General features: G+C 53.1%; 23 protein-coding genes. 18 read left to right on the top strand and 5 right to left on the bottom strand.

All coding sequences use genetic code 11. From position 1 onward, the window contains the following. The first annotated feature begins 240 nt into the window (after nucleotides 1-240). Nucleotides 241-384 carry a hypothetical protein gene (locus tag LG294_RS16135; protein ID WP_404287517.1) on the top strand — a complete coding sequence of 48 codons (144 nt, stop codon included), beginning with the start codon at nucleotides 241-243 and terminating at the stop codon, nucleotides 382-384. Between the two features lie 211 nt (nucleotides 385-595). Here LG294_RS16135 and LG294_RS16130 read toward each other — a convergent pair whose 3' ends face one another. The 5 genes from LG294_RS16130 to LG294_RS16110 all read right to left on the bottom strand — a co-directional run bounded on the left by LG294_RS16130 (nucleotide 596) and on the right by LG294_RS16110 (nucleotide 5,158). Continuing rightward, nucleotides 596-1,633, bottom strand: coding sequence for a hypothetical protein (locus LG294_RS16130; protein ID WP_404287515.1), 1,038 nt, complete (start codon nucleotides 1,631-1,633; stop codon nucleotides 596-598). Between the two features lie 214 nt (nucleotides 1,634-1,847). Beyond that, nucleotides 1,848-2,105 carry a hypothetical protein gene (locus LG294_RS16125; protein WP_404287513.1) on the bottom strand — a complete coding sequence of 86 codons (258 nt, stop codon included), beginning with the start codon at nucleotides 2,103-2,105 and terminating at the stop codon, nucleotides 1,848-1,850. A gap of 157 nt (nucleotides 2,106-2,262) precedes the next feature. Beyond that, entirely contained in the window at nucleotides 2,263-4,176 is a 1,914-nt protein-coding gene (locus LG294_RS16120; protein WP_404287511.1) for a metallophosphoesterase family protein, read from the bottom strand. A 291-nt stretch (nucleotides 4,177-4,467) separates the two neighbouring features. After that, a complete protein-coding gene (locus LG294_RS16115) occupies nucleotides 4,468-4,785 on the bottom strand; it encodes a heavy-metal-associated domain-containing protein (protein WP_404287509.1) in 318 nt (105 codons plus the stop codon). Between the two features lie 43 nt (nucleotides 4,786-4,828). Beyond that, nucleotides 4,829-5,158 (bottom strand): metal-sensitive transcriptional regulator, encoded by a 330-nt coding sequence (locus LG294_RS16110; protein WP_404287507.1) that lies wholly within the window; start codon nucleotides 5,156-5,158, stop codon nucleotides 4,829-4,831. Nucleotides 5,159-5,494: 336 nt separating this feature from the next. On the opposite strand from LG294_RS16110, the gene LG294_RS16105 reads away from it, so the two are divergent. The 17 genes from LG294_RS16105 (at nucleotide 5,495) to LG294_RS16025 (ending at nucleotide 25,856) form a co-directional block, all read left to right on the top strand. Then, nucleotides 5,495-6,637, top strand: coding sequence for a lipid II:glycine glycyltransferase FemX (locus tag LG294_RS16105; RefSeq protein WP_404287505.1), 1,143 nt, complete (start codon nucleotides 5,495-5,497; stop codon nucleotides 6,635-6,637). A gap of 14 nt (nucleotides 6,638-6,651) precedes the next feature. Next, nucleotides 6,652-7,926, top strand: a complete 1,275-nt coding sequence (locus LG294_RS16100) for a carbamoyl-phosphate synthase (RefSeq protein WP_404287503.1) — start codon at nucleotides 6,652-6,654, stop codon at nucleotides 7,924-7,926. 1,336 nt (nucleotides 7,927-9,262) lie between these two features. Further along, nucleotides 9,263-10,624 carry an NtaA/DmoA family FMN-dependent monooxygenase gene (locus tag LG294_RS16095; RefSeq protein ID WP_404287501.1) on the top strand — a complete coding sequence of 454 codons (1,362 nt, stop codon included), beginning with the start codon at nucleotides 9,263-9,265 and terminating at the stop codon, nucleotides 10,622-10,624. Between the two features lie 172 nt (nucleotides 10,625-10,796). Continuing rightward, a complete protein-coding gene (locus LG294_RS16090; protein WP_404287499.1) occupies nucleotides 10,797-12,002 on the top strand; it encodes an acyclic terpene utilization AtuA family protein in 1,206 nt (401 codons plus the stop codon). Then, the gene (locus tag LG294_RS16085; RefSeq protein ID WP_404287497.1) at nucleotides 11,999-12,367 is read left to right on the top strand and encodes a DUF4387 domain-containing protein; all 369 of its coding nucleotides are present in this window, start codon (nucleotides 11,999-12,001) and stop codon (nucleotides 12,365-12,367) included. The genes LG294_RS16090 and LG294_RS16085 overlap by 4 nt, the downstream gene beginning before the upstream one ends. An 11-nt stretch (nucleotides 12,368-12,378) precedes the next feature. Beyond that, nucleotides 12,379-13,380 carry an ABC transporter substrate-binding protein gene (locus LG294_RS16080; protein ID WP_404287495.1) on the top strand — a complete coding sequence of 334 codons (1,002 nt, stop codon included), beginning with the start codon at nucleotides 12,379-12,381 and terminating at the stop codon, nucleotides 13,378-13,380. Nucleotides 13,381-13,587: 207 nt separating this feature from the next. Next, nucleotides 13,588-14,595, top strand: a complete 1,008-nt coding sequence (locus LG294_RS16075) for an ABC transporter substrate-binding protein (protein ID WP_404287493.1) — start codon at nucleotides 13,588-13,590, stop codon at nucleotides 14,593-14,595. 195 nt (nucleotides 14,596-14,790) lie between these two features. Continuing rightward, on the top strand, nucleotides 14,791-15,798 hold the full coding sequence (locus tag LG294_RS16070; RefSeq protein WP_404287491.1) for an ABC transporter substrate-binding protein: 1,008 nt from the start codon (nucleotides 14,791-14,793) through the stop codon (nucleotides 15,796-15,798). Nucleotides 15,799-15,831: 33 nt separating this feature from the next. Then, on the top strand, nucleotides 15,832-16,677 hold the full coding sequence (locus tag LG294_RS16065) for an ABC transporter permease (protein ID WP_404287489.1): 846 nt from the start codon (nucleotides 15,832-15,834) through the stop codon (nucleotides 16,675-16,677). A gap of 2 nt (nucleotides 16,678-16,679) precedes the next feature. After that, entirely contained in the window at nucleotides 16,680-17,486 is an 807-nt protein-coding gene (locus tag LG294_RS16060; RefSeq protein ID WP_404287487.1) for an ABC transporter permease, read from the top strand. A 50-nt stretch (nucleotides 17,487-17,536) separates the two neighbouring features. Further along, complete coding sequence (locus tag LG294_RS16055) at nucleotides 17,537-18,307, top strand: ABC transporter ATP-binding protein (RefSeq protein ID WP_404287485.1); 771 nt, start codon at nucleotides 17,537-17,539, stop codon at nucleotides 18,305-18,307. Between the two features lie 2 nt (nucleotides 18,308-18,309). Beyond that, nucleotides 18,310-19,749, top strand: a complete 1,440-nt coding sequence (locus LG294_RS16050; RefSeq protein ID WP_404287483.1) for an MmgE/PrpD family protein — start codon at nucleotides 18,310-18,312, stop codon at nucleotides 19,747-19,749. 200 nt (nucleotides 19,750-19,949) lie between these two features. Continuing rightward, nucleotides 19,950-20,366: a hypothetical protein gene (locus LG294_RS16045; protein ID WP_404287481.1), complete on the top strand. Its 417-nt coding sequence runs from the start codon at nucleotides 19,950-19,952 to the stop codon at nucleotides 20,364-20,366. 102 nt (nucleotides 20,367-20,468) lie between these two features. Further along, nucleotides 20,469-20,945: a MarR family winged helix-turn-helix transcriptional regulator gene (locus LG294_RS16040; RefSeq protein ID WP_404287479.1), complete on the top strand. Its 477-nt coding sequence runs from the start codon at nucleotides 20,469-20,471 to the stop codon at nucleotides 20,943-20,945. Between the two features lie 340 nt (nucleotides 20,946-21,285). Beyond that, the gene (locus tag LG294_RS16035; protein ID WP_404287477.1) at nucleotides 21,286-22,929 is read left to right on the top strand and encodes an arylsulfatase; all 1,644 of its coding nucleotides are present in this window, start codon (nucleotides 21,286-21,288) and stop codon (nucleotides 22,927-22,929) included. Between the two features lie 460 nt (nucleotides 22,930-23,389). After that, a complete protein-coding gene (locus LG294_RS16030; RefSeq protein ID WP_404287475.1) occupies nucleotides 23,390-24,850 on the top strand; it encodes an aldehyde dehydrogenase family protein in 1,461 nt (486 codons plus the stop codon). A 13-nt stretch (nucleotides 24,851-24,863) separates the two neighbouring features. Beyond that, nucleotides 24,864-25,856 (top strand): aldo/keto reductase, encoded by a 993-nt coding sequence (locus LG294_RS16025; RefSeq protein WP_404287473.1) that lies wholly within the window; start codon nucleotides 24,864-24,866, stop codon nucleotides 25,854-25,856.

Genomic DNA, 25,856 nt, shown 5'->3' with positions numbered 1-25,856 from the left:
CTCGTCTCTTCTGATGCAAACTGGCGGACGATTTATTGCGCGAAGAATCGATGGCTTCGTGATACTTTTCCCCGGCCTGAGGCCAATTCGTCGGGGATCTCGCTATTAAATATGAAGGGATCCAATGCGACTATGCAGAGCGTCACTGCGAGTTGACTTGTAGATACTTTGAGCAGTGAAAAGTTTACTGGTCAAGAAGAGGTAGACGCGCTGGCGAGTTGAGTTTAGGACGAAATAAGTATGAAAATTATTCTGGATTTCTCCGGAAAAGTTACACCGAGCGCTGGATATGAGCTTCGGCGCCGGCACGTGTTCGCCTCAAGCAGCATAGCCATGGCCTTGCTGGAAGAGTTCAACGAGTTGCTCGCGTTGGTACTCGGATAGTGTGCTTCGTGCGTGCATGAAAATGCTCCTCAAAAGTTGTTGTGACTTTTACAGTCCAACTTTTGGGGAGCAGTTCATTGGCTGGGCTCTCGTACATCACTCGCACCTTTGAGGAAGGTAGTTACCACTCTAGGTTCGGCTACTGTCTAGCAACTGTGCGTGCGGTGCTCATTCGCTATGCATCCGGCGTTGATTCGCCGCGTTGCTCAATTCAGCTGGTGAAGGGAACACGCTCCCAGCTGAGAACGCCTTCAGCCTCTGCCGAGTTCGGGGCAATGCTCACTCGCAACCATTCCTTAGACGTTGCAGCACCTTCGACAGTTACCCGCTGCAAGTTCGGTACTGGAGCAACATCGTAGACTTCTAGCCAAGGGGAACCGGCAGCCAAAGGTGCATCCTGGTTGAATACATGGCTGTCGCCGTTGACCAGGTACACCGGCCCGCCGAAGGCCTTTGACTCACTGGCCAGGGCTTCGACGAACGGTTTGAATCCTGAAACGGACTCGGGGTTATCCAGAGACTCATCCTCGAAACCCGGAGTGAACATATCTGCCTGGGTCATCACGACTACGGCGCGCGCGTGGGATCGTTTCGCCTTGGCAAAAGTTTCGTTCAGCTGATCGAGGTTGGCTTCAGTTCGCAGCGCGACTTCCTCTAGCTGCTCGGAGGTCGGTTCGGTCAGCCCGAGCCCTGTCCACGGAGCTAAGGAGTTATTGGAACCCTGCAAATTCACCACGGAGAAAGCGACACGGTTCTTCGTGAACTGTACGTTTTCCGGCAGCCCGATATCCGCCTGGGAATCTACCTGCATGGTGCCGCCCAGAGTTTTGTTTACAACCGGGAAGAACATTTCACGCAGGGTGTCCAATCGCTCCAGCGGGTTGTAGGCGCCGTTGTTTGCACGGTGGCAGTCAACCCATTCGTTGTCTCCGGGAGTGAATACCAACGGAGTGCGAAGCCGGTCCAATTCCTCCTTGACCAAGCCCAAGCGTTCGTCGGTGCATTGCTCGGAACCAGCCTTGATATCGCCGACGTGCGCAATGAAACGTAGTTCGTCCTGCTCGTTGAGTTCGCTGACCATGCTGGGAAATTCGGCCAGCTGGGCTGCGCCGTAGGGGATGTCCCCGATGACACCAAAGGTGTAGGCGGAATCTGCGGAGTCCGAGGAATTCGCAATAGCCGGTGTTGCAGGAACTAGGAGAACCGCACAAACTAGTGCGGCGAGGCCCGGTAGGGAACGATAACGCAAGATTCACTCCTATTTTTCGGTGCGAGGTGATGCAAAAGACCTCAGCCACGCTACGGGGCAGAGGTTAATGGCCAGCATCAACACCGTTGCGGGAGCGTGAAAACGAGCATTCATGCGGCACACATTCGGTCGCCGCATACAGCAACGGCCACCGGACCCTATGGAATAGAGAGATCGGTAGCCGATTGATGCTTAGGGAAGTGGGGCGCTGGAACTACTTCTTTTCCTGCGGGTCCGTTGCCAACACTGCCTCCGTGTAGCGACGCTCGAATTCTTCGGCGGAAACCAACTCACGCTCCACACGGAAGGACGACTCCGGGATGCCGAGAACCGCCGAGATGAGGGTTCTGGTGTATCCGGCAATCTTGCGGGATTTCCGAGTGGAAGTGACATGGTCCAGCTCAGGGATCCAGATGTTCCACCAACCTGCTTGCTTGCCGACCACTGCGTGGAATACTCGTTGCTCGTTCATCTGTTGTCCTGCTTTCATGGATGCACCAACCGTGAGTCCAGCTAGAGGTAATTGCTTAGAACAGGCAGTCACTTGCTCACCGCCTGTTCTAATGTTCTACCATCGGTGGCTTCTGCGACAAGGCAGCAAGCACCGGGTATCAGTAATTGGGCCGTGATTACTTCGCCAGCGGAGCGCCGTCCTTGCCGACCGCGAAGGTCACCACGTCGTCGTATACCCGTCGTTCGGTGCGTTCAAGCTGGTACTCCGAATCCAACTTCGGGAATACATGTACCGGAGTCAGAGTGAGTTCCGCACCCTTGGCCTTCTTGGCGATGTCGATTTGCAGGTGGCCATAGTGCAGGCCGCCGGACACGAGTTGCGCTACGCCGTTTTCATCTTCTTCCCACGTCTCTGGCTGGTCTGCCGGTGCGGACCACTCCGAGTGCGAGTTGAACCGCAGCGGTTCGTACTCGCCCTGAGCATTCTGCACCAACTTTTCGCCACGCAGACCGTCGGCGGCCACGCCCACATCATAGGAGTGGAAGCCTCGACCGTCGCCGTCCGCATCGACCCAAGACCGCTCGAACATTTCGTCATGGCCGGAGATGACCGCGGCGACACCATGCTCCTCGAACATTGGCGAGTACGCACGCATTGAGGTGCCGGACTGGTTATCGGGGTGCTCATGATTGGGCGGGGTGCCGTGCACGCCGTTCGAATAAGCCGAATGGTGGAATTGGACGAGCACAATCTGGCCGTCGGCCCGGGCTTCAGCCAATTGCTTTTCGGTCCATTCCCATTGGGCCGACTGGACATCCATATTTGGCAGGTCCACATCTTGCTCGGTTGAGCCCGGGAAAAGATCCTTGAAGCCCTGCACGTAGGATTCAAAGGTGAACTGTCCCTGGGTGTCGGTGGACAGATCCGCGGCGGTCATATTGGTGTCGTCACCGGAGAATTTTTCCCCGGACAAGGTGCCGGTGTCGGTATTCTCATCAGGTCGGCCGTTGGTGGAGTCCAGGCTCAGGACCGTGACCGGTCCGTGGTCCACCCGGTAGTAGGAGCCCTTGTATTCGGGGTGCTCCGGATCCTGTGGCAGGGAGAAGTAATCCAGGAAGCGGTTGCGTGAAATTACCGCGGGGGTGCGGTCATCGTCCGAGCCGTAGCCACCGTTCATGGCCGCATAGGTTTCCCAGTTGCCCAAGGCAGGAAGCAGCGGAATATTGGAGGCTATGTCGGAGTGCTCACCGGCCACATGTCCAAAGAACTCATCCCATGCTGGCTGGTAGCCCGAGCCCTGAGTCAGGTCCCCTGCCATCATGACCAGATCTGGGTCGGCGGCCTGAATATGCTTGAGGTTTTCGTTGAAAGCGGTGGACTGGTCCAGTGGATAACGCAAGGTCGGTTGTCCGTACCGGGTGGTCATGCCGAAAGTCTCGGCCCACTTCGAATCGGTGCTTGGGCGCTGCAAGGACTCGGAGGTATATCCGTTGACCGGGGAAAGCTCCCATTCGCGGTGCTCGGTGCGTCCGCGCGGTTCGGTCTCCGAGTCGGAGAAGGCGACAATGCGGATGTTCTTCCAAGACTTTCCGTCTGGAGCGGTTTCGAAAGCGGCGGTATGCGTCTGCCCTGATTGGGTGACGGTGTAGTTGTATTTCTTGCCTGGCTTGAGATCTTCGATGGTCACCGAATGCTTGTAATTCGCGTTCGACTTCAGCCAAGATCCTTGTTCGATCCCGGGGATTTGCTCCTGAAGTTCAGCCTGGGTGTACTCCATCAAATCCAGGTAATCAGGTTCGCTGTTTTGGACGCTGCTATTGCCTTTGCCTGGCTGGTTGCCCAGGCCTGGCCCCTGGACGGTGAGCTTACCTGGTTGATTGGTTTCGCTGATCCAGTTGATGGTCATCGAGGTCGAACTTGGGGCTTGCAGGTAGGGCAGAACACGAAATCCGGGTTCTGGAGATTTGGCGGTGGATGCCGGGAGCGACACCTGCGCGGTGGCCGGCAGCGCTGCTGCAGGCGTGGCGGGAGCAATGGCCATAGGGATCAGAACGGCGGCCGCGAGCGCGACGGCGGTGGGCTTGTACATGAGCGATTCTCCTGTGCGAGTGTGATCGCCCAGAGTTGGCGGGCGATACCTCGAGGATGCACAGCGCGAATGGACGGAATGTGCACGGAAGGAGTCGAAGAGGTGAATCGGTGCGGTGATCCTAGTCTCCGGACCTTAGATTGCTCTCCTGTCGCAGTGAATAGGGAGCGTGCTGCCCAACGGGATCGGTCGGCATCAGTTCCACGCTTTGCAGCGAAGCCCCAGGCTTTGTCTCCACGAAAGCGGCTCGAAGTGGGCCGTGTAGGTGCCGAGTTGTGGCACCACACGTCGCTAGTTGCTGATCGATTCGAGAGTGTAGCCAGCTTCGTCGATGGCCTGGCGAATTTTTTCCTGCCCAATGGTGCCGGTAGCGCTGACGATCACGGTGGAGATCCCCTTGGCGTCCAAAATGATCTCGACGTTCTGGACGTTGGCGATTTCCTTGAGTTCTTCCGTCACTGAGGCGACGCAATGGCCACAAGTCATTCCCGAGATCTTCAGTTCGGTATGGCTCATGATCGGGGCGGCCTCCGGACGCGGGATGATCTGCAAGCCCTGGTTGCTGGGCTTTGAATTGTCGGAACATCCGCAGTTGCAGGCGTGGCTCATTTATTGATCACTTTCGTTTAAAAGGGTGGAGAATCTTGGGAGGTTAGCGCAGTAGTCGCGAGATTGCTGCGGTGGCTTCGGAGATCTTGTCCTGAACGATGCTCGCATCCCCGGACTGGATCGACTCTTCGGCGGCGCCCACAACGCAGTGGCCGATATGGTCTTCGACTAGTTGGAGGCTGACCTTGTGCAGTGCCGCGTTGATGGCTGAGATCTGCGTGAGGATATCAATGCAGTATTTGTCCTCATCCACCATGCGGGCAACACCGCGCACCTGACCTTCGATACGGTTCAAGCGCTTCCGCAACGCTTCCTTTTCAGGGGTGTATCCGTGGGGTGCCGTGGGTTGCGTTGGCTTAGTTAGCGAGTCCATAAGACAATAATACCCCCGAGGGGTATGAATTGCATATGACCTCGCTGATGGCTTCCGGCAAGGAAAGTGCCTGCATGCCTTAGCAGTGAGAAAGGGTTGTTCGGCTCGTAGGTGGCCTCTGCAAGTCATGAATCGAGATGCACCTTTTGGGTTCTCGCTGCCACAAACTTCCTTCACCGCTGGTTTCTGTGGATAAGGGTGTCCAATTGCTCACAGCCCGTTGCGCTCCATGCATTGGTTTCTGCCAATGATCCTGCGAGAGTTCATCGCTGCGGGGGCCGCTGGTGGTATGTCTCATCCCGGGCGCTGTCCGCAAACCACGATAGGCTACTACGTGTGAGCCACAATGAACTTCGCGTGCGTCCAATATCCAGCACCGAGCACACTGCGTTCCTTGCTACCGCGCAAGATGTCAGCTTCCTTCAGCGTCCCGAATGGGCACAGGTCAAGGGTGGCTGGCGGGGCGAATCCCTCGGTTGGTTCGATAGCGACACCTTGGTCGGCGTCGCCCTAGTCCTGCACCGCCACGCGCCGGTGATCAAAAAAACCCTTGCCTACATTCCTGATGGCCCGGTCATTGATTTCACCGTCTATGACCCGCAGAGTGCGCTTTCCATTCTCGCCAGCTATCTGAAAAACCGCGGCGCATTCCAACTGCGACTCGGCCCAGGGTTGACGGTGCGTACCTGGGGTGCGGCAGCGGTTCGAAAATCATTTGGCAAGGAAGAGTTTGCTTCACTAGACGACTTGGAAACCGCGTCGGTCAATGATGATGCCCGGAAGCTCAATGAAGCGCTCGACCGCATGGGGTTCACCAAGCAGGATGTCGGAATGGACTTCGCCGCGGGGCAGCCGGAATACGTGGCCCGAGTTGCGTTGCAAGACGCCGAAGGGAACCAGTTGGATACCGACCAGGTTATGGCTTCCTATTCCTCAACCACCCGCAACGAAACCCGCAAGTCGCTCAAGAGCGAGCTCAAGGTCGAAGTCGGCGAAACCAAGGACATGGCACGCTTCCATGCCCTGTATAACCACACAGCAGAACGCCAAGAGTTCACCGGACGCCCACTGAGCTATTTCGAAAAAATGCACACGGTACTTAATGCCGCGGTGCCCGGCTCATGCACCCTCTACATTGCTAGCCATGAGGGTGTGGATCTGGCTTCGGCAATTGTGCTGCGCTCGAGCAATCTCGCTTGGTACCTCTATGGCGCCTCGTCTTCCGAGCAGCGCAAACTCTTCGCGCCCAAGGCTCTCATGCATCATATGATTTCGGATTCCACTGACGATGGATGCAGATATCTAGATCAGGGCGGCGTCAGTGCCACCCTGGACGGTGCACACCATCTAGCGGGCCTGACCAAGTTCAAAACCAACACCGGCTGCGACATTGTGCAAACCAATGGTGAATGGGATCTGGCGCTCAACAAGCCACTTGCCTGGGCATTTGAGAAGTACATGAACTGGCGACAGAAGTAGGAACCAAAAACCTTATGGCAATCGAGAAATCTCAGCCTTTCGTTCCCGTTATCCTTGGCGGAGATATCGGCACCTACACCCTCGCCCGCGAATTCTATGAGGCGTACCAGGTGCGCTCGGTTGTCGTGCCGGCTTCAGGCAACGGAGTGATTGAACACTCGGTGGCCATTGAACTGCACCCTATTGGGTCCATGGTTGATCAGGCGCGGGTAGTTGAAGAACTCATCAATCTGGCCCAAGAGCTCAATGCTGAAACGGCCCGACCGCTGATGCTTTTCGGTTCCCTCGATTTCCACATCATGCTTATCGCGGAGCATCGTGCTGCGCTGAGTGAGTATTTTGTCATCCCGTATCCGGAGCTGGGAATCATCGAAGGGGCCGCGCTGAAGGAGAACTTCTACGCGCTCGCGGACCGGTTGGGAATTGCACATCCGCGCACCGTCGTCTACCGCGCCGGAGATGATCTGCAAGCACTTGCCGAGTCGTTGACCTTCCCGCTGATCGGGAAGCCGTCAAGCTCTGGGGACTGGATCGCAGCCAAGTTCGAAGGCAAGCAGAAAATTCACACACTGCAGAGCTTCACCGAACTAGAGGACCTGCTGACGCGTATCGATGCGAGCGGCTATATCTCCGGTTACATCCTGCAGGAATATATCCCCGGTTCGGATGACGCGATGCGTCTGTGCACATATTTCGCCACTCAAGACAAGAAGGTCATCTTTGCCGGATACGGCGAGGTGGTGGTCGAAGAGCATGCGCCGCTGGTGTTGGGAAATTCTGCAGCCATTGTCACCGGGCAACATGAGCAGATGGCCCTAGATGGTGCCCGCCTGCTCGAGGAACTCGGGTGGCAGGGGATCGCGATGATTGATGCCAAATACGACCACCGCGATGGATCCATCAAATTCTTTGAAATCAATCCGCGTCTAGGGCGCAACCATTATTATCTGACCGCGGCCGGCGTCAATCCTGCGCGTTTTTACGTCACCGAATTCTTAGGTGCCGAGTTTGATTCCTCTGACCCGCACACCAATGCGGTGGTGGATACGGGCATCGGGATCTCGCAGCTAAGCCGCCAGCACCTATTTACCGTGCTCCCGCACCATTTGCTGCGTCGCTTCTTGGGTAGTGAAACCGGGCAGAAAGCAGCCGCGTTGCTGAAGTCGGGGAAGGTCTCCAACCCGCTGAAGTTCAGCGCAGAGAAGCATCCTCGACGGAAGTGCTATCTGTTGCTTAATGCGGTCAACCACTACCGCAAGTACAAAAAATTCCCGCCACGCAGCCTGTAAGCATCTACATTCGACCTAGTTGTCTTATCTGGGGATAAACGAACCTTAGATTGCAAATCGATTTAACTCACCATTTGGTCATGGACACCGAGTCACGTTTCGCGAAGTTCCTCGGGGATCAACGGAACTTTCGACGCAGGCTAGCATCGCTTGGTCAGATCAACGGCTTCGGTGCGTGCAATGCGCCATGATACGGGACGGGTTCCTCGACGACATTCCAGAGCTGAAAATAGCTTGACTATACCGAGTGGCACCCCGTCGGTGAGCAGCAAACAATACGCTAATTGTGATGCGTGCGCCGTCATTCCGCCGATGCGGCAACGCGTCAAAGTCGGTCCCGGGTGCTCATGGCCGCGGTGTTGGTATTGATTTGATCCGTTTTCCACACACCGTTTCTGGCGCCGGTCGTCGTGTTGAAGACGACCCAGACGTGGGTGAATGAGCAGTCTCGATTCCGATGAGGTAGTTGTAAACTTCAGCCATGATGGTCACGACATGATCCTTCTTCCCAACCGGCACCATTATTTTCGGCATCTGCCTGGAACGATTACTTGTCAGACTAATCTCTAACGAGCCACGCACTTTGAAGGTGCGGTCAAATTTTTATCAAGCCAAGACAAGGCAAAGGGCTAGAACAATGCCACGTATGCAATTGGGCTGCACTTTTTGAGGTCATTTGAAGACCAAGGACTGATAATGGATGAGCCACATTCCCACAGGTGGAATCTATTATATTGGTGCTTCTGTGCCCGGTCTAGTGCTCGATGTACGGGATTTTCACGAGAACTGTGGAATGTTGTTTCGAGCACGTGTAGTCGATTTCGATGTTTAACACCCTGCCCCTCCGTTTCTCAGCGAATGGCGGGGCAGCTCCTTTTGAAGAAAGCCAATCTTTCGGTCAAGGTGACTGAAACGCACGCTTGCGCTATTGCCACGCGGTAATTCGGTGATTCATTGATGTGACTTCAGATTATTTCAGGGAAATCGTTGGATGAAGTCGAGGTGAGGGTAGCTTCTAAACAGCATGATCTGTCGCTATCTCATTTTTCTGTCAACTATCAATATATTGTAACAATTGTGACTAATAGGTAGCTCTAGGGATCACAAGATGCTTCGTAAGACAATTTGCAAATTCTTACAATCCTCAATTGACTAGGATGAACGCAACATAAAGTTTGAACTTTTAACGATGCTCTGAATGCCGCGGCTTGGTTGCTTGTCATTAAGATCACTACGTACTTGACGTGTTGTAGATCATAGTGCTCTACTGAACTCTAACAATTGTTGCGAACATCTCAGGCAACTCTCGATCATTCAACCTTTGAAGGTAGGAAATATGGCTAAGCCATCGAAACACATGGTGTTGAGCATTTTCATGATTACGGCGGGGTATCACTATGACAGCTGGACTCGTCCTGGTAGCCGCGTAGAAGAGCTAGGTGAACTCGGGCTAGTTAAGGAAATGGCGCAGAAAGCTGAAGCCGCCAAGCTGGACATCATGTTTTTTGGGGATGTGTCTTCAGCCGGAAAGATCCCTGGTGCAGACCCAACAGTTTCAGGGCACTACGAGCCATTCACTACACTGAGTGCACTATCCCAGCACACCAAGAATATCGGGATGATTGGTACCGCCTCAACTACGTTCTATGAGCCGTACAACGTCGCACGTCTCGTAGCTGGGCTCGATGAAATGTCGGCCGGACGAGCCGGTTGGAACATGGTTACATCATCAGTCGGGCACGAGAACTTCGGTGTCACCGAAATCGGAAGCGGCGAACACCGTTACCGTAAAGCAGCTGAGTTCGCGGATGTTGTTACACGTCTTTGGGACAGCTGGGCTGACGATGCCGTAGTGGCGGATCGTCAGCGGAGTATGTGGGCTGACCCAGAACGTATTCAAGCGCTCAATCATAAGGGCGAATTCTATGATGTTCAGGGCCCGCTGTGCATGAAGCGTCCTGTTCAGGGTCGTCCAATTATGGTTCAGGCTGGATCTTCGGCAGCCGGTCTTGAATTCGGTGCGCAGTATGCAGACGTTATCTATACGTCGCAGCCACTAAAGAATGAATCGGTCGAATTTACTCAGCAGTTTAGGCAGACTGTCGCCAAATATGGTCGCCGCCCACAAGATGTCAAAGTACTGCCAGGTATCGTCCCGATCCTTGGCGAGACCCAAGCTGAAGCTGACGAAATACTGCAAGATCTCGGTAACCATGTGAACATGAAAACCGGTCTCTACTTGCTGGAGAACCGTTTGGAAATGCAGCTTGGCGGCTTGGACCTGGATGATCGTATCCCGAATGAATATTGGGCCAAAGGGCCGGTCAAGCAGTCCCGCAGTCGTTGGGGAATCTTCCGTCAGCTGGGTCAGGACGAAGGGTATACAATTCGTGATTTGATCCTGGAGCATTCGCGGGGCCACGGGCACCAGTGGGTTGCTGGAACTCCGTCGAAAGTTGCAGATCTGATGATCGACTGGTTCGATTCGGGAGCCTGCGACGGGTTCAACCTCAATGCCCCATATATCATGGGCGGGTTTGACTCCATTTGTGACCTGCTGATTCCTGAACTGCAAGAACGTGGTTATTTCCGTACCGAATATGAAGGTACGACCTTGCGTGAGAACTTGGGCTTAGAGCGTCCAGGTGCGTGGGACACCCAGCAGGCAGCAAAGGAAGCTGAGGCACAGAATGTCTAAATCAGTCTGCTATATCTCACCGGTTGGAATGCTGGGTGGAGGATTCACTGAGTCGTCCTTCGTTGAAGCATGCGATAAGTATCCTATTGATTTCATCGGCGTGGATTCTGGTTCCACGGACGGTGGACCGGTGCACTTGGGCGCGGATTTGCCCATCAACACCCGGGAAGCGTTGAAGCGAGACCTCAGTATCTTGCTTGCTAACGCTCGACGTCTCGACGTGCCGTTGGTGGTTGGGTCCTCTGGTGGATCTGGTGGCAATGCGAATCTTGCTTTCATTGCTGATATTGTCCGGGAAGTCGCGGCTCAGCAACGGCTGTCGTTTAACTTGGCGACGATTGAAGCTGAGCCAACGCGTGAATTCTTGTTAGAGCGGTATCGCGATGGTCGTTTCCATGCGTTGGCTAATGCACCGGAAATCAGCGAAGAGACTTTGTCCGATGCACATCGTATCGTGGCGATGATGGGTCCAGAACCGATCGCTGATGCAATAGCCGCCGGAGCTGATGTTGTGCTTGCTGGTCGCTCCTCTGATGCCGCCCTGTTTTCTGCTATCCCACTGCAAAAGGGCCTGCCGGAAGGATTGGTCTGGCACGCAGCCAAAATTATGGAATGTGGTGGTGCAGCGGTCGCGCAAATGACCAAGCCAGAGGGCATGGTTTGCACGATCACGGAAGACTACTTTGAGCTGGAACCAGTATCGCCGGATCAATCCTGCACTACGACCTCAATTGCTTCGCATGCACTGTACGAAACGGCCAACCCATACCGGATGCGCGAACCGGGCGGAACGATGGTTCTCGACAACGTTGAATATGAACAGTGGACTCAGCGTGCCGTCCGTGTCCGAGGATCAGAGTTTGAAACTGCGCATTACACCGTCCGGCTAGAAGGCGCATCCTTGGTTGGCTATCGCGCCCAGGTCTTTGGTGCGATCACGGATCCAGCAATTTTGGGCAATCTGGATGAGTGGCTTGAAACCGCAAAAGAAGGCGGATGGGGATCAGCGCTGCGCACCTATGGTGCAGAAATCATGGATTCCTGCGACGTGCAGTATCACGTCTATGGAACCGGCGCGGTTGCTCCAAATCAAACAGGTCCCAGCAACGGTAATGCGTCCGCTCAGGAAGTGGCGTTGCTGATGATTGTCACTGCACCTGACGAAGACACCGCGGCAGCTGTGGCGTATCAAATGGGTCACACAATCCTGCACTATCCGGTGCCACAGTGGTCGGGACTGGTCTCGAACTTGGCATTCGCGCACTCACCACATGTCACTCGACTAGGCGCAGCGTATAACTTCGTACTCAATCACTCGGTGGAACTTGAAGCGCCCGATGAGATCTTCTCATTCGACTTGGAAGAGGTATCAGTATGACGCAGCAGCAAATTGTAGAGGTTACACATGGAGAATCCCGACCTCTCGGTGAGTTAGCAAAGCTCATCCGTTCAAAAAATGCCGGTCCTTGGATGATGACAATTGATGTCATGCTCGCTGATGCTGCAACCTTTGAAATGGTCGTACGCAGTGGAGCGCTGACAGCTGACAAAGTCGGAACGCTACTCGGTGTTAATCCAGCAGATATCGATCTCTACGAATACTCGCCTGCACATACGATCAAGATTAGCTTCCCTCGGAGATTACCCAATGGCCACCCTGATGACACCGATATCTTCGGCGGACAACAGTTCGCGCCACTCGTGAACCTCCCCATCCCAACCAGTAATCCACAGATCTCATAGAGGAATTACCGATGAAGATGAATAAGAAAGCCACGCTGAAGCTTGGTGGGCTGTTGACAGTTGGACTGCTCTTGCTCTCCGCCTGCGGTGGCAGTGAGACCGAGGCTGGTACTGGTTCAGAAGAAATGCCTTCGATAACCATAGCGGTCACACCAAGTGTTAACGGGTTGGGTGTCGCGACGGCTTACCAAGAAGGACTCTTCGAAGAAGCAGGGCTCGATGTCACAATCGAAAAGATCACCTCTGGTACAGAAGGAGCCGCACTTTTAGCCGGCGGTGACGCGCAGTTTGCACAGTTCTCCATGGATAACGCCATCAACTCCGTTATTGAAGGGCATAACAACGTTATTACTGTTCCGTTAGCGGGTCAGAGTCCAGAACGTGGCGAAGACCCACATGGTTTCGGCTCGATTATCGTTGACATCGATAGTGACATCCAATCGCTCAAAGATCTGGAAGGCGAACGGATCGGTACCAGTGTTCTGGGCGGAGAAGCGTACCTGAATGCCTATCAAACCCTTGAAGAAGAAGGGGTGGATATTTCCACGATTGAATGGATTCAAATTCCAGGGCCACAACATGTTTCGGCTGTCTTGCAAGGTCAGGTAGCTGCAGCAATTACCCCGGAACCGAATCTGTCCATCGCTGTACTTGAAGGAACAATTGCGCCGATTGCAGATGTGACTGGCGCTCTGCCGAATGCTCCATCATTTGGTCTGGCCTCAGACAGTGACTGGGCATCAGCGAACCCACAAATCGTCCTAGCTGTGCTCAACTCGGTCTTGAAAGCCAACGCCATGCTGAATTCTGACCGTGAGCTTGCAGAAGAAGCGATGAAAGAATACATGATCATCGACGATGAGGTTGCCGAAATGGTGCGACTGCCGGTATTTCCCGTTGAAGAATTGACTGTTACACAGTTAGAACCAGTAGTAGATCGTCTCATCAATTTCGATCAGATATCCGAAGCCGACGTGCCGAATTTGGAAGATGTCGTTTTCAGCGCGGAGTAGTATCTCGGCATTGAAGCTAGACGTAGAGCCGGGAGATATTGATTTTTACGAATATTTGCCGGCGCATGCCGTCAAGATGAGATTCCCTCGGAACATACCCAACGGCCACTCTGATGACATCGACATCTTCTGCGGTCAACAGCAAGCACCACGGGTTAGTCTCCACATCCCAGCCAGCGCGACATAGGACTATTAAAGGATTTAACCATGACGATGAACAAGAAAAACACTCTGAAGGTTGGCGGTCTGTTGACCGTTGGATTGTTTACACTCTCCGCCTGCGCGGGCAACGGATCCGAGGCCGCCGCCGATGCTGATACAGGGGCGCTAAGATCGATTACGATTGCGGTTCCACCAAATGCCCATGCCCTGGGGCCAGCTACGGCTCTTCAGGAAGGGTTTTTTGAAGAAGCCGGGCTTGATGTTTCACTTGAGCATATCCAATCCGGAGCAGAAGGCGCTGCACTTCTTGCCGGCGGTGATGCACAGTTCGCTATATTCTCTATTGACAACGCTATCAATTCGGTTGTCGAAGGGCATAACAACATTCTTACCGTCCCTTTGGCTCAGCAAGGGCCTGAGCGAAGTGACGAGCCACATGGGTTTGGTCCGATTATCGTTGAGGCAGGCGGTGACATTGAGTCGCTGCAAGACCTGGAAGGTCAACGGATCGGTACCAGTGTTCTTGGTGGTGAAGCGTACCTGAATGCCTATCAAGTCCTTGAAGACGAAGGCGTGGATGTTTCCACGATTGAATGGATTCAGATTCCAGGGCCACAGCAGGTTTCGGCGGTCTTGCAAGGACAAGTCGCTGCAGCTGTTACAGCAGAACCCAACGTTTCCATCGGTATGCTTGACGGCACTATCGAGCCATTGATTAACGGGGATGGCGTGCTACCGAATGCCCCCGCGTTTGCATTGGCTTCTGACCGCACGTGGGCAGAAGAAAATGCAGATCTCGTTAGGTCAGTACAGAATGCAGTCTTGGAAGCGAACACGCTCTTGAACTCTGATCGTGAACTTGCAGAAACCTCGATTAGTGAATACATGGATCTTGAGGATGAAGTTGTCTCAATGATGAAGATGCCGCGGTATTCTGAAGAGCCTCTCACTGCTGAAGATCTCCAAGCAGTCGCAGATCGTCTTGTGGAGTTCGACATACTGGCTCAAGACGAGATGCCGAGCTTAGAAGATGTCATTTTCAACGCTGAGTAGAGTCTCGGTGTAGATCCGGCAGATATTAACCTCTACGAATACTTGCCGACAGATACGCTCAAGAATGAGCTTCCCTCGGAAATTGTCCAATAGCACCCTGATGGCTCCGATATCTTCGCCGGTCAGCAGCTTGCGCCACGGGTGAGCCACCCCATCCCAGTCAGTGCGACATAGTTCTAATAAAAGGATCGACCCATGAAGCTGAACAAGAAAAACACTCTGAAGGTTGGCGGTTTGTTGACCGTTGGAATACTCACGCTCTCCGCCTGCGGTGGCAATGAGTCCGAAGCCACTGCTGGTACTGGTTCAGGAGAAATGCCCGCGGTAACCATTGCAATTCCACCAAGCATCCACGGGCTGGGGCCAGCAACTGCTTATCAAGAAGGACTTTTTGAAGAAGCAGGGATAGAGGTCTCAATAGAAACGATTCAGTCCGGTTCCGAAGGTGCTGCGTTAATTGCCGGGGGAGACGCACAGTTCGCTTTGTTCTCCTACGACAATGCGATTAACTCGGTTATCGAGGGACACAATAACGTCATGACGATTCCCATCACTACTCAAGACGCTGAACTCAGCAGCGATCCACATGCCGCAGGCTCGATCGTGGTTGATGCAAATGGTGATATTGAGTCGCTGCAAGACCTGGAAGGTCAACGGATCGGTACCAGTGTTCTTGGTGGTGAAGCGTACCTGAATGCCTATCAAGTCCTTGAAAACGAAGGTGTGGATGTTTCCACGATTGAATGGATCCAAGTTCCTGGACCACAACACGTTTCGTCAGTCTTGCAAGGTCAGGTAGCTGCAGCAGTTACCCCGGAACCTAACCTTTCAATCGCTATGGTGGACGGCTCTGTTAGGCCGATTGCTGCAGTGAGTGGGGCGCTCCCGAATGCTCCGTCATTTGGATTCGCCTCAGACCGCACTTGGGCAGAAGAGAATCCTGAGGTTATCGAAGTAGTACGAGACGTGATCTTCGAAGTTAACACTCGGTTGAATAACGATCCTGCACTAGTTGCAGAATCCATCAAAGAGTACATGGGTCTTGACGATGAGGTCGCCGAAATGGTGAAGGCACCGAGATTTGCTGAAGAGCCTCTCAGTGTTGAAATTCTGGAACCAATTGCAGCTCGCCTCGTTGCTTTCAATCAGATCTCTGAAAACGAGATGCCAAATTTGGAAGAAGTCATTTTCAGTGCTGAGTAGTGTCTCGGCGATTTTTTAGGATCGGTGATTTCGATGACAGTTCAAACGACTGTCGGGGGCAATGTGGCGGGGAGGACTCGTCGCCAGTTACCCCCGGCCAAACGGAAAATTAGTAACAGGTTGGTGCTTGCCAGCCAGATCGTTGTACTTGTTGGGTTCGTAGTGATCTGGGCATTATTTGCTCAGAGTGATGTTGCTAAGCGGGCTGATATGTCTGGGCCGGGTGCTACGGTGTTGGCGCTTGTAGATCTTGCGGCTACGAGTGATTATTGGTTGGCATTGCTTACGACGTTGGAGTCCTGGGCAATGGCGTTGCTGCTGGCCTTGGCTGTAGGCATCCCTATAGGGCTGTTTATCGGGCGTAACAGCTTTGCCTTTGACTCGTCGAAGGGAACTATTGATTTCCTTCGGACGATTCCAGCAGTTGCGTTTGTCCCATTGTTTTTGCTGATTTTGGGGCAGTCGCAGCTGATGGTGGTTCTTGTGGCAATGATCCCTGCGGTGTGGCCATTGATGATTCAGTCGATTGCTGCAGGACAACAGGCTGACCCGATTTTGCATCGTGTTGCGCGGAGTTATGGGTTGACGATCACAGATCGTATTACCTTTGTTTTGGCTCCTCAGGCGTTGGCTTTTATTTGGCCCGGTATTCGCTTGGCCACCACGACTTCATTGTTGGCGGTTGTCTTTTCTGAGCTACTTGGCGGTCGGGAAGGTATTGGTGTTGCGCTGATGGATGCCCAGATCTATAACCAATCTGAACAGCTGTATGCCTGGGTGCTGACGGCGTGTTTCTTAGGACTCCTGATTAATGCCGGTCTTGCCGTCATCCAGAAGTATGTCCTCGGTTGGCATCCTGCGTTTCGGGGGAAGGAATAATGATGACAAGTTCAACCTCTACGCAAAATAGTGTGGGGCGTACATTTATCCGAAAAGCTTGGCTACCGGTCGGGCTGTTCGCAATTTGGTGGATTCTCAGTGGTATTTACTACTCGAGTTATTTCCCGCCGTTGCAAGATATTCTCGTCAGAACCTGGGAAATCTGGGTGGTGGCTGGCGGCCTGCTGACTGATCTATGGCCGAGCATCTTACGTGTGGCAATTGGCTTCTCGATCGCGTTAGTTGTTGGCGTAGCGCTTGGGGCTATATTTGGTTTGATGCCAACCGTTGAACGTGCGTTTAGGCCGTTGACCGAGGCGTTCCGTGCTGTTCCTGGTGCCGCATTGCTGCCGATTGCACTGACATTTTTTGGTCCCGACGAAACAATGAAAATCTTCTTGATCGCATTAGCGTCGATGTGGCCAATTATGCTCAACACAATTGAAGGTGTGCGAGCCATCCATCCAACAATGGGCAAAGTCATGGAAACGTTCCACCTTTCCTCGTTTGATCGGTTCACGAAAGTGTTCTTGCCGGCGGCTGCACCGCAGGTATTCGCCGGTGCACGAATTGCTATAGCAATAAGTGTGACCGTGATGGTCGTGGCAGAAATGTTTGGTACCCCAGGTGGCGTTGGCTACTACATCCGTGATGCCCAAGCTTCATTCCGGATCGAGGAAATGTGGACTGGCTTGATCATCCTCGGAATTTTTGGATACGTTCTCAACTACCTCTTTCATTTTATGGAAAAACGTGTACTTAAATGGCACCACCAGATGGTTGCCCATACTCAAGGAGCCTCACAGTGAAGACTCAAGCGTCACCAGAACAGACTACTCAGTCCGGAGTAGCGCCAGTGATGGACATAGATGATTTTTCATTCTTCTATGGCGAAAAACAGATCATCGATCAGCTGAACGCAAAGCTTTATCCCGGTGAATTTATGTGTATTGTGGGTCCTTCCGGTGTTGGTAAGACCACACTGCTCCAGTGTTTGTCTGGCTTGCGGATGCCAACCCATGGCTCGATTACCTTCGACGGCAAGACCATCACTGGGCCTCCACGGAGTCTGGCCGTTGTTTTCCAGGATTACGCACACTCGCTAATGCCTTGGTTGTCCTCGTTGTCCAATGTGGCTCTGCCATTAAAATCCGCTGGTGTTAGCAAGAAGGAACGTAAACAGCGTGCTGCCGAAGCCTTGGCTCAAGTTGGCCTCGAAGGCAACGAACTAAAATATCCGTGGCAGCTTTCAGGTGGTCAGCAACAGCGTGTGGCCATTGCTCGTGCACTTGCCTGCCGACCCAGAGTGATCATCATGGACGAACCGTTCGCTTCCGTGGACGCTCAGACGAGAGCTGATCTTGAAGACCTTGCAATTCGTGTTCGTAATGAACTCGGAGTGGCGATCATATTGGTCACCCACGATATTGACGAAGCCGTCTACCTATCGGACAAGATCATGGTGCTGACCGGACATCCATCGTCGGGTAAACCAGCCCGGCTCGTAGAAATGGTCGATGTTCCCTTTGGGACTGAACGCGATCAAATCGAGACCAAATCGACGAAAGCCTTCGCAGAACTACGTTCCCGGGTCTATGCACAAATCCGTAAGAAGCCAGAGGAGATGTAAACATGGAACAACACACCGGATTAGCGCCTGGAAGCATCACAAGCCAACTTGCGAATCACATAGTCAATATCAGCTGGGACAATATTCCTGCCGAAGTGCGGCAGCGTGCTGTTGAACTCATTGCCGATACGTTGGGCAGTGTGGTGGCAGGACAGGAGCTAGACTCAACCCAAGCTTTGATGCGAGGTTTGGATGCTGCTGGTACCTTGGATGGCGAATTTCGAATCCCTGGGTGGCAAGAAAAACTGTCGCCAACGGCTGTCGCTATGCTCTCCGGTGCCTCGGCACATGGATTCGATTTTGACGATACCCATGCGCCAGCTCAGATTCATCCGGGTGCACCTGTCGTTTCTGCAGCCCTTGCTGCTGCCCAAACACCGAGAAATGACGGTACTCTACCCACCGCCCAGGATTTCATCACTGGGGTCATTGCCGGTTATGAAGCGATGACGCGCGTATCCTATGGTCTCAATGCTGACTCCCACGCTCGTCGAGGATTTCACCTGAGCTCCACCACTGGCGTTTTCGGCGCAGCTGCGGCGGTGAACGTCGTGCTTGGCTACGACCAGGACACCTTAGAACATGCCTGGGGTACCGCTTTGAGCATGACCGGCGGATCCGGTCAGTTCATGCTCAACGGCGCCTGGACGAAACGCGTGCACGTAGGCAATGCTGCAGCCAATGGCTACCTCACAGTCCGGCTCGCCAACGCCGGTGTCACCGGGGCTGCCGACGCGCTGACCGGACGTGACGGGTTCTTTAACCTTTACTGCAACGAACCTACTCCGGACCTTGCTGTTAAAGATCTCGCCAAGTGGGAAATCATGGGTACCGGAGTGAAACCATATGCATGCTGCAGGGCGATTCATGCTTCACTTGAAGCGGTCCTGAATTTACAGCAGGAACACGGATTTGAGATAGACGACGTCCACGATCTGGTCGTTGGTGTGCCAGAACGCTGCTACCAAGTGACATGTGACCCCCAGGAGATGAAGCGAAATCCGCATAACATTGTGGATTGTCAGTTCTCCATGCATCTGTGCTTAGCACAAGCTATTTCAACGAAGCGGTTCGAACTAGCGGATTATGAGTCCTCCCTGCAAGAGCCGAAGATCAAGAACCTAATGCAGCGGATTAAAGCGTACGTGGACGAAGAAGCTGATGCCCTTTATCCTCAATCGTTTCCGAGCCGAGTGAAAATCACGCTTAATGATGGTACTGCACTGCAATCGTGGATCGAAGTTCCTCTCGGTGAACCAAGCCGGATGCCTTCCCAGCAGCAAGTGCGAGACAAATTCGTTGGTTTGGCAGCGTCGCCGGTTGGAGAAGATTTGGCACATGAGTTATTCGACAACATTCTTGCGATGTTGGACGATGCCGGTCAAGAGCGGTTGGCGAGCTTGTTCAAAGTGAGCGAGGAACAAAGTGTAGTGCAAAGCTAGTGTCCCACGCTGTGGGTTCGTTGCGTAAGTGTTAAAGTTGTTGCATATCACATGCTGGATGCCCTAGGTAGAACCGTTTCTGACCGATGAAGAACGCGAGCAGCTTCCCCAATGGAACCGCAGACACAAGTAGTCCCAGACGCTGTTGCTGTCTTTATGGATCGTGTTGGCCTGGGCCAAGGGAATAACAAACAAGGGCGTTGCCGCTTGATTGGGTGCTCTGCTCCGAGGGTGGCAAAAGGCGTTCCCGGTTTGCCGAGCTCAGCTGGGATGGGTTCAACGATGATCCACGCCCGGGACGCCCGGCCACAATCACAACCGCGAGGGTCGAAGATATCGTGGGTCTCTATTTGGGCCCGCCCGAATGCGCTACCCTCTTCAGTATCGATGAGGTGTCCCAAGTTCGAGTCATGTCCAAGCCACAGCCAGCGTTCGCGCTGGTACAGGGTATGTCTGAGAAACGGACCCATGACTATGCCCGGCGTGACAACATGAGCCTGTTCGCCAAAGTGACCCGGGGCCCAGCCCGGCGCGGGGAACACCGCAGCGTGCAGACGCTGGGGATGGACCTGAGGAACAGGGGCAAGGGCTGGACGGAGGAGATCCCGAGCCGTTGATGTGGACGACGACTTTCGAGGACAGTCTCGAATCGCTAGGGCGGCTTTTACAACGTATTAACGGCGCGGACCACTAGGTCGAATTTTCATCTGAGGAACATGATGGCACGCAGTAAGGAACATCGAAATTCGCTTGATGGCGGTATAGAGGATGAGGACATCACCCTTCTCATTGGTAAAGTGCGCGCCTTGGCCTTGAAGATTACCGATGTGAAACTGAAACGCCACGGAATTGACCTGAAGCATTACGCGATACTTTCCGCGTTAGACCCTTCAGAAGCCCCGAGCCAGAAGGAACTTGCCGATTATTTGAACGTCGTGCCGCGACGCATATCACCGCAACTGAAATCCCTCGAAGCTAGTGGCTTGATCGTGAGAGGGAAAGGAAGTGACCGAAGGTCTCATTCCATTGAGCTCACTGAAACGGGGCGCGAAATGTTAACGGTATGTCAAGGTGTGGTTGCAGATGCCGAAGCGGAATATCTGCGGCCGCTCACGGGTGAAGAACGTGACGATTTCCGTGACATGTTGCTTGCAATTGCGCGGTCTTCTGCGCTTGACTACAACCTTGTCAGCTAATCATCATAATTGATGTTCCTCATCAGACTGTAAATTATGTGTCAACCAGAACGACGTGCGAGTACCCGCAAGACGGACCAACATGCCCCGTGAATCCGCCGTTGCGAGCCACACTGTGCCGTTGTTGTTGAAGAAAGTGCATTGCTTCCGCGGTCACTTTCTTGTTATCGGGGATCTTCCCTAGAGCTACTTCGTATTCTCGGTACGAAGCCTCACTGGACTACTCAGCATTTTGAATAGTACCGGCACATTTCTTTACCAGTCATGGGCTACTTACGCGCTGAGCAGATGTGTCTTATATGAATTGCCACTAGTCACAGTTTTTTTGAAAGCAGGATGCATGTTTCAACCCGTCAGCAAAAAATCGTCCCGGCCGAACGTGTTGTTAGTTCTCGCGGATGACCTTGGGCAAGGTGATATTTCGTGTTTCAATCTTCAATCAGGATGGAAAACGCCGTACATTGATCAACTCGCCGAACAAGGAATGCGGATGTTCGATTCCCATTCCACAAGTTCGCTGTGCACTCCGTCTCGATATGGTTTGCTAACGGGGCGGTACAACTGGCGGTCACGGTTGAAGCGCACGGTTCTCCCCGGTGACTCTGAATCTCTGATTGAAAAAGATCGGTTGACCTTAGCGCGATTCTTATCAGGCCGGGGATATTCCACAGCTGTTGTTGGCAAGTGGCATTTGGGATTGGACTGGCAGCTCTCTAAGGATGGCGATGACCTTGAAGAGTATGGTTTATCCGAGGCAGATCATCCGGTGCCAGAGCGTCGTTTTGGACGCAAAGGCAATTTTGCAGCCGAAGACCGCTGGGAAGTAGAAGGGGCAGATATCGATTATTCCCAGCCCATCTCCTTCGGACCGAATCAATTGGGTTTCGACTATTCCTTCATCACCGCTGCTTCTCATGATCAACCACCGTTCGTCTACATTGAAAACGGAAAAGCCCTGGGAATTCCAACGCATTTTGGTGGCGACCAGTGGCGATTAGACCGGCTCACTGACTCACAATCGACACAGACGCAGCGCGGTCCGATGACTGACGACTTCGATGTGAAAAAGCTGCCACAAGATTTCCAGGATAAAACACTAGAAGTCTTAGACCAGATGTTGCAGGGTGAGGACCCTTGGTTCCTATATGTGCCGTCCCATTTAGTTCACGGCCCACTACTGCCAGGGGAATCCTGGCAGGGAAGATCAGGACTAGGTCCGTATGGCGATTTCGTCTTGCAGTTTGATGAATACGTTGGTCAGATGGTGCAAGCCATTGATGATGCCGGACAAGCGGATAACACGATCGTCATTGTCACCTCAGATAATGGGGCTTCGCCGGTTGCAGGATTTGAGCATTTGCGAAGTCACGGTCACGATCCTTCCAATGGGTGGCGTGGAGCAAAAGCGGATATTTGGGAAGGCGGCCATCGCGAACCGTTCATCGTTCGCTGGCCTGCACTTATTGAACCAAATTCCACATCTGATCACTTAATTTCGCATTCCGACGTTTTCGCGACTCTCGCTGAAGTCCTGGGTGAAACAGTGCCAGAATCCGCAGCCGTTGACTCCATATCCCAGCTCGCAGTCTGGGATGGATCGTCAGAGTCAACTCGCACTGACATTGTGTCATCTTCGGGCGGTGGCGGGTTTGCCATTCGGAAAGGTCATTGGAAGTTGGCTTTTACGTCCACTTCAGATGGATTCGGGTCGACGGCGACACAAGCTAACGGACGCGAACCAACAAGGTATGAACCGGCACAACTCTATGACTTGAGCAAGGACGCCGGTGAAGAACAGAATTTAATCGAGAGTGAACCAGGAATTGTTGCTGAATTGACCGAACTAATGGGCGACTATGTTCGTCTTGGCCGCTCTACGCAAGGGACAGCGCAGCTCAATGATGCAGGAACCCCTGCGGATCGGTGGATTCAAATTTCATGGATGCCTGATGCCGACGTTGTCATTGCGCAAACTCGTAAATGAATGTCTGCATGATTGCGTATGTTGTGCTGAATTATTGGGGCAGTCATCTTTTCATCATGACAGGGCGCCAGAAGTGTTGAATGACGTTTCTGGTGCACTGGGGCACTGATCTAAACAGCCACCCGGGTTAGAGGCGCTCCAGAGCGCCACTCGCGCCGGGGCCTCGCAGTAGCGTCTTGGTTATTCTGTTGTGCCTTTTAAGTCGCTATTTACCTGAGTCCACCCGGAGTGTGTCGTCCTATCTAGCGTACGACCCTCAGGATTAGTGCCCCCAATTAATATCGATTGCGCTTCCGCGCCGTTTGCCGCTTTCATAACTGTTCTTTAAGATGCCGAATTGCTGCAATCGCTAGTTCTGAATCTAAATCATTGAAAGTGCCACGGAGAGTGTTGCGTCAATCACATCCGATAGATACACTAACAGTTGTTACTATCTTCCCTGGAAAGTTTGAGGTACATAATGGAAATCACGCAGATATCAACAAAAGAAACTATCGCGACTCTTGTTGGGGGTAAATTCGTAACCGCCATTGATGGACAGAGCTTTGAAGCTCGGAATCCTTCAACCGGCGAACTGCTTGGATATGTTCCTCGAATGCAACGAGCCGATGTTGATATTGCCGTCGAAGCGGCAGCGAGCGCGGCTCGAGAGTGGGGACGGACACCAACCTTAAAGCGTATTGCGTTGGTGAATGCACTAGCGGACCGGATCGATGAACGCCGTGAAGAACTAGCGCTCCTGGATTCGAAGGATAACGGTACGCCACTGTGGGTGACCCGTCAGAAACTGCAGGGTGCCACAATGTTCATGCGCTACCAAGCGAATCTTGCGACTGAAGTCCGCGGTGAAACGATTCCCGATGAATTCGATCACCTGAATATCAATGTGCACGAGCCCTACGGCGTGACCGCACGTATAATGCCGTTCAATAACTCGCTGAGTACAGCAGCAATCAAAATCGTTCCTTCACTGGTGATGGGCAACGCCATCTTGATTAAGCCCAGTGAGCACACTTCGTTGGCCATGCTCGAATTGGCAAAAGACCTTGATGAGATTTTCCCATCGGGTCTGGTTAGCGTCATCACCGGCTTTGGCGATGAAGCGGGTGCCGCCATTGTGGATCACCCTCTGGTGCGTCGTATCGCATTTATCGGTAGCGAGAGAGTTGGGCGAGCCATTCAGGAACGCGCCGCTCGTGCGGGCGTAAAACACATCAGTCTAGAATTGGGTGGCAAGAACCCGCTGGTTATTTTCCCTGATGCGGATTTGGATATTGCGGCAGGTGCAGCCGTACTTGGTATGAACTTCAACTGGCAGAGCCAGTCATGTGGTTCGACTTCGCGGCTGTTGGTGCACGAAGAAATCCACGACGAATTTGTGCAGCGCGTTGCAGAAAAGATCAATGCGTTGAAAGCCGGCAATCCTATGGATGACGACGTCGACATGGGTGCCATTGTTTCAGAACAGCAATACAAAAAAGTCCTTGAATATATTGAACTCGGTAAACAAGAGGGACGACTCGTCGCAGGTGGTACAAAACCTGAAGGCGAAGGCCTCGAAAACGGCTTATTTATTCGGCCAACCATGTTCGACAGCATTAAGTATGACGATCGAATCGCCCAAGAAGAAATCTTTGGCCCGGTGCTGGTAGCCATCAAGTTTAACGATTATGACGAGGCCATAAGAATCGCCAACAGCACTGATTACGGACTCACTGCCAGTATTTTCACCAAGGACAACCAACGGGCACACCGTTTCGCACGGGATATTGAAGCTGGCTATGTCTGGGTCAACACGGTTTCGCGACTTATGCCCGGTACTCCGTATGGCGGTGTCAAAGGTAGTGGCGTTGGCCGTGAAGGAAACCTGGAAGAACTGTATTCATTCACAACCACCAAAAACGTCATGTTCGCATTTTAGAAAGGGAAGTCCATTGGAATATAGAGAATTTGGTCGAACCGGTTGGAAAGTCTCGTCGCTGATGATGGGCACCATGCAATTTGGCGGAGATTGGGGCGACCAAGACGATCGTGACTCCATTAACACCATGCATGCGGCACTTGACTCCGGGATAAACTTTTTTGATACAGCCGATATGTATGGCTTCGGTAAAGCGGAGAGCATCGTTGGTAGGGCTGTAAAGAATCGTCGTGACGATGTATACATCGCAACGAAATTTGGCTACCAATGGGAGCAGTTTGGTGCAGCATGCGGTGGAGAACCGCGCATCTATTCTGGACAATTCGTGCGAGACGCAATCGAAGGAAGCCTGCGCAGACTCGATACGGATTATATCGACCTGTATCAAGCTCATAACTGCCCGCCTGAGATGCTTGCTTCGGAGGAGTGGTGGGACGAGATGGGCAAACTGACGCAGGAAGGTAAAATTCGGTCAGTTGGTGTAACCGTCGGCCCAGGGGACTACGGAGTTCCGGACGCTATTGAAGCTGCGGGTCACGCAGAATGTGGTTCGGTGATGATTGCTTATCACTTGCTGTCTCAGTTGCCTTCTCGAGTAGCGTTCCCACATCTGAGGGAAAACGGAGTGGGGATTATTTCTCGCGGTCCGCTTGCAACCGGGCTTCTGACCGGGGCATATGACAAAAACACCGTATTCCCTGAAAACGACACTCGTCGTTGGTGGCATCGAGACGACTTCCTGCGTCGCTTGGAACAAGCCGGAGCTTTTGAGTTCTTGGTGGAAGATCCGGTGAAAACCCGGGCTGAAGCTGCTCTGCGTTTCGTCTTGTCGAATAAGGACATCTCAACGGTGCTGGTTGGCATGCAAACACCCGAGCAAGTTAATGAAAACGTTCGGGTTGCTGAGATGGGATCATACGACGTAACCCAGCTACAACAAATCGCGGAACTTTATGACTCTTGGGATGAACATGAGTCATGGTTGCCCGCCGAAATCAAAAAGTAA

The sequence above is a fragment of the Glutamicibacter arilaitensis genome (genome assembly GCF_044793945.1).
Classification (GTDB): Bacteria; Actinomycetota; Actinomycetes; order Actinomycetales; family Micrococcaceae; genus Glutamicibacter; species Glutamicibacter arilaitensis_B.
This window is presented reverse-complemented; position numbering and strand designations above follow the sequence as displayed.